This is a genomic window from Tahibacter caeni, assembly GCF_024609805.1.
Classification (GTDB): Bacteria; Pseudomonadota; Gammaproteobacteria; order Xanthomonadales; family Rhodanobacteraceae; genus Tahibacter; species Tahibacter caeni.
Genome location: NZ_JANFVR010000329.1, coordinates 1 through 5,149, shown reverse-complemented (window position 1 = coordinate 5,149; position 5,149 = coordinate 1). Strand labels below are relative to the sequence as shown.

General features: G+C 68.9%; 3 protein-coding genes. 2 read left to right on the top strand and 1 reads right to left on the bottom strand.

The genetic code is table 11. The features are described from left to right. A partial coding sequence (locus NON22_RS19950) for a cryptochrome/photolyase family protein (RefSeq protein WP_257388730.1) occupies nt 1-783 on the top strand: 783 nt, incomplete at its 5' end. 131 nt (nt 784-914) lie between these two features. On the opposite strand, the gene NON22_RS19945 is transcribed toward NON22_RS19950, so the two are convergent. Further along, the gene (locus tag NON22_RS19945; RefSeq protein WP_257388729.1) at nt 915-3,074 is read right to left on the bottom strand and encodes a serine protease; all 2,160 of its coding nucleotides are present in this window, start codon (nt 3,072-3,074) and stop codon (nt 915-917) included. A 439-nt stretch (nt 3,075-3,513) separates the two neighbouring features. Between NON22_RS19945 and NON22_RS19940 the strand changes: the two genes are divergently transcribed. Then, nucleotides 3,514-5,149 (top strand): WS/DGAT/MGAT family O-acyltransferase (locus tag NON22_RS19940; RefSeq protein ID WP_257388728.1); only part of this gene is annotated, 1,636 nt, incomplete at its 3' end.

The window sequence follows — 5,149 nt, the reverse complement described above, 5'->3', positions numbered from 1 at the left end:
CTCGACGCCTTCGGCGCGGCGGCGCTGCGCGGCTACGCGACGCGGCGCGACGAACCCGCCGCGGCCGGAACGTCGCGCCTGTCGCCGCATCTGCATTTCGGCGAGATCTCGCCGCGGCAGATCCATTGGCGTCTCGTCGAGCTCGGCGAGGAACACGGCGCCGCCTGGCGCGAGGCGGCCGAACCGTTCCTGCGCGAACTCGGCTGGCGCGAGTTCGCGCATCATCTGCTGTACCACTTTCCGCAGACGCCGCAGGCCGACCTCAATCCGCAGTTCGCCGGCTTCGACTGGCGCGAGCCGGATACCGACGCCGTCGCCGCCTGGCAGCGGGGCCGCACCGGCGTTCCGATCGTCGACGCCGGCATGCGCGAGCTCTGGCACACCGGCTGGATGCACAACCGGGTGCGCATGCTCGTCGCGAGCTTTCTCTGCAAGAACCTGCGCCTGCACTGGCGCCACGGCGCGCGCTGGTTCTGGGACACGCTCGTCGACGCCGACCTCGCCAACAACACGCTCGGCTGGCAATGGAGCGCCGGCACCGGAGCCGACGCGGCGCCGTATTTCCGCATCTTCAATCCCGTGACGCAGGGCGAGCGCTTCGATGCCGACGGCGCCTACGTGAAGCGCTGGGTACCCGAGCTCGCGAGGCTGCCGTTCAAGCACCTTCATGCGCCGTGGAAGCAGCCGGAGCTGCTCTCGCGCAGCGGCTATCCGGCGCCGATCGTGGATCTGGCCGCTTCGCGTGCGGCGGCGCTGGCGGCCTATGCGGCCGCGCGCGCCTGAATGTGCCGGCGCGCACGACGTCGCCGCTGCGATCGCATTGCTCGCGCACACGCCGCGCCCGCCGTCGGTGCGGCGAATGCGGGGCAGCGCTTGCGGGCGGGATCGCGCCGGCGCGATCCCGCCCGACAGGGTCAGCGGGTCAGACGCAGCACGACGATGTTGGGGAACAGATCGCCCTGGCGCTTGCTGTACAGATTCAGCCTCCAGATGCCTCCCATGTCCTGGCCCGCGTAGGCGCTGAACGCCGTGCCGCCGAGCGGCGGTGCCGACGGCGCGTCGAGCGTCAGCGCGGTTTCGTCGACGTTCACCGGGGTGATGTAGTCCGAGGGAGCGTCGTTGCCATCCCACAGAAGGTAGTTGCGGATCCCCGAAGGCGGCGGATTCGGCGGGGAGAGCACGATCTTGAGGTATTCGTCGGCGGTCTCGGCCAGTACGCCGCCCGTGGGACCGAACGTGCGCACGAAGCTCACGCTGAGGTCGACATCGGCGACGAGGATGCCGTTCAGTGCCGAAGCATCCAGGTCGAATGCCATTGCGCTGCCGTAACTGATGCCGTCGGGCGAATGCGGAATGCTGCCGCCGGCGGTGTTGACCGCGGTGATGACCTGCACGCCGTTGGTGAACGACACGGCCACTTCATCGGCAGAGCGGTCCATGCACTGCGGCGCCGTCGGCGTGATCGCCAGCTTGGCCATCGCCGTGGTTCCGGGCGGCACGCTGCTGTCGGGATTGGTGATGATGGACAGCGTGGCGGCCGTGCTGTCGCCGACGTTTCCGGCCGGGTTCAGCGTGACCGTCGCATTCGCCGCACCGTTGACGCGCAGCCAGCTCGCCGACGGCTGCAGCTCGAGCGTGACCGGGACGGAACTCGGATTGCGCAGTATCACTGTATGGGTCGGATAGGGAGCGCGCATCGCGACCACGTCCCAGCCGGTGTCCGGCGTGACGTCGAAATCGCCGCGCACGACCTCGAAACGGTGCGGGATGACGCTCGCGAAAGCGCCCGGCGTCAACGGGGCGACACGGATTTCGGCGTCGATGACTTCGCAGCTGACGCCGCGGTTCGTTGCCGTGACGTCGAAGCGACGTGCCTTGCCGCCCGGATGGGCGGTATACAAGCCGGCAGCCACATCCAGACCGATCGGTTTCGTTTCCAGTCCGTTCGGCGCGACCAGGCCCGTGGTCGCTGAAACGCGGTAATCCACGGGTGCGGCCGCCGACGCCGACAGACTCACTTCGAAACTGCTGACCGCGTTGCTGATCGCGGCGTCGGTTCCCTTGTGCGTAACGAGGTTCAGCGGCGTGACGACGAGTTCGTTCGGCGGCCGCGGCACGTGCGGCAGCAGCGGGGCCATGGGACCGTTGTTCTGCCCGTTCGCCCGCTGCCCGTTGCGTTCGAGCTCCGGAACGACGCGGTAGCACTGCTGTGCGGTGTCGTAGACGAACGGTATCGCGCCGTTGCCTTTCGCCACGACGGTCTCGACGACTTCGGCGCGCAGGTTGAACACCGGCGATCCGGTGACGCCGGCCCGGTAGGGCAGCTCGCCGATGCCCAGGCCCAGCGCCCCGTAGCGCTGCACGCGGCCGCCGCGGCCTATCTTGATCGGCAGCATGTCCGGATGACCCGGGGCTATCAGCGGATCGCCCTGCAGCGGATCGCCCGAGCGGCGCAGCGGCAGCGGCGTGATGCCGGTGACCGGACGATCCAGGCTGTAGACCATGTAGTCGGACAGGCTCAGATCGTTGACGTTGAACGTGTTGTACAGCGGCACCGGTCCGGCCGGGTCGAAGAAATAGACGTTCGCGGCCGGAATGTGCTGCACGTCGGGTACCAGCGTGCAATCGAGGTCGGGCGAGGTGCCTGGGCGCGGTGCGGCGAGTTCCCAGCGCCAGCCGAAGATGACGGCATAGTTCTGCGGATGGAACGTCGGCGCCGTGGCCGGGTCCGGCGGCGTCACGGCGTGCGGCGCCGTCACGATGGTCTGCTCGCCGACGAGGAAACCGGTGCGGCCGCGCGCCACGCGCGGCTGGTTGTAGTACGGGTCGTCGCTGCAGAGCGGCAGCGCCGAGGTCTGTCCGAGCGTGAAGGTGTTCGGCGTGGTCGTCAGGGTGTAGCCGCCGTTGACGGAATCTTCCGTCAGTTCGGTGCGCGGCACGATCATGGCCGTGGCGTCGGCGACGCGCCGGGCCAGCGGATCGGCCTCGCAATAATCCTGGGCCGTGGGTTGCTGAGCGTGGACAACAGTGGCCGCGGCCAGCAGCAGCACGGCCAGCAAGCGAGATGCAGACATGGTGGAATCTCCATGGGGTTGAGCGGGAGCGAACGAGTCGTTGTCGGGGCCTGCCGTGACGTCGACTGCTTTCGCTTTCATCCACACGAGAAATTGCGGGCGGCGTGCTCAATAGGCGGCCGGTTGCCGATCCCGCTGCGGAGAAACCGGCTCGGCGGTTCAGCCCGACGGCGGATCCGCAGCACGTTTTCCGTGGAGGCGGCATGGCGCCGGCCGGGTTGGCACTTCCCGCGGCTTGTTTGGCGTGATTCGGCACGGTGCGGGCGTGCACGCGTGCGATCGGGTTTCTGCGACTGGGCTGATGCAGTCTGGACGCTGCTGCGCTGCGGCAGCCTGTCTGGCCGGACGCGCGCGCCGGGAGCATTGTGTTTTTCCGGGCCTGCGCCGATGCTACGACGCGGGAAGCGAACGCGGGGCACACCGCGGCGGGAGGAAATCGATGTTCGAAGTGCTGCGGGGCAAGCGCGATGCGATGTCCAAGGTCGACACGGCCTGGCTGCGCATGGAAAGCCCGACCAATCTGATGATGATCACCGGCGTGCTGATGTTCGAGAGCCGGCTCGATCTGGCCGCGCTGAAGGCCCTGCTCGCCGAGCGGTTCCTCGCGTTCCGCCGCTTCCGCCAGAAGGCCGTCGACAGCGGCAGCTCGGCGGCCTGGGAAACCGACAAGGACTTCGATCTCGACTGGCACGTGCGCCTGACCGCGCTGCCTGGAGCGGCCGACAAGTTCGAACTCGAGCGCCTGGTCAGCCAACTCGCCTCGAGCCCGCTCGATCATTCCAAACCGCTGTGGCAGTTCCACGTCGTGGAGAACTACCGCGGCGGCAGCGTGCTGATCTCGCGCATCCATCACTGCTACGCCGACGGCCTGGCCCTCGTGCAGGTGCTGCTGTCCCTGACCGACGCGTCGCCGTCGGTCGAGCAGCACGCGGAGCTCGCCAAGGTCTGGCTCAAGAAGGACCAGGGCAGCGTCATGGAGCGGCTGCTGGAGCCGACCAAGGCCGGTTTCGCGAAGGCGCTCGGCGCCGGCGAGAAGGTGCTCGGCAAGGGTCTGGAAATGTGGAAGGATCCCGCGCTCGCCGCGGAGCTCGCGCGCGAAGGCGGCGAGATCACGCGCGAGCTCGCGATCGCGCTGTCGCTGCCGGACGATCCGCCGACCGCGTTCAAGGGGCCGCTCGGCGTCAGCAAGCGCGTGGCCTGGGCCGATCCGCTGCCGCTCGAGGACGTCAAGACCGTCGGCAAGGCATTGGGCTGCACCGTCAACGACGTGCTGCTGGCCTGCGCCGCCGGCGCGCTGCGCGGCCATCTCGTCGACGCCGGTCAGGCCGCCGACGGCCTGACCATACGCGCGACCGTACCGGTCAATCTGCGTCCGCTGGAGCATGCGAAGAAGCTCGGCAATCATTTCGGCCTGGTCTTCCTCGACCTGCCGATCGGCGAAGCCAATCCGGTGCGCCGCCTCGAACGCGTCGCGGCCAACATGCGCGAGCTCAAGCGTTCGCGCCAGGCCGCGCTGACCTTCGGCCTGCTCGCCGCCGTCGGCATGGCGCCGGTCGCGATCCAGCGCGCGGCGCTGGAGCTGTTCAGCCGCAAGGCCACGGCCGTCGCGACGAACGTGCCTGGGCCGCAGATGCCGCTGTACCTCGCCGGCGCGCGCGTGCGCGAGCTGATGTTCTGGGTGCCGCAGAACGGCAGCATCGGCATGGGCATCTCGATCCTGAGCTACAACGGCCACGTTCATTTCGGTCTGATCGCCGACGCCAAGCTCGTCGCCGATCCCGAATCGGTGGTCAGGCGCTTCGCCGGCGAGTTCGAGAAGCTCGTACTGGCCACCTTGATGGAAGACTGGGACGGCGAGCTCAGCGCCGGCGACGTCGAGGCGACCTATCGGCATTTCGACGCGGCCGTGCCGGACTCGAGCCGTACGCCGCGCCGCACTGCGCGCAAGACCGCCGCGGCGAAGTCGCGCAAGACGCCGGCGCGCGAAACGACGAAACGTCCGCGCGCGGTGGCGGCGAAGGCCGACGTCGGCGCGCGTACCGCGCCGCGTGCCGCCAAGACCGACGCCGATACCG

Coding starts and splice junctions, on each gene's coding strand:
- NON22_RS19945 (WP_257388729.1), bottom strand. CDS start 3,074: ATGTCTGCATCTCGCTTGCTGGCCGTGCTGCTGCTGGCCGCGGCCACT.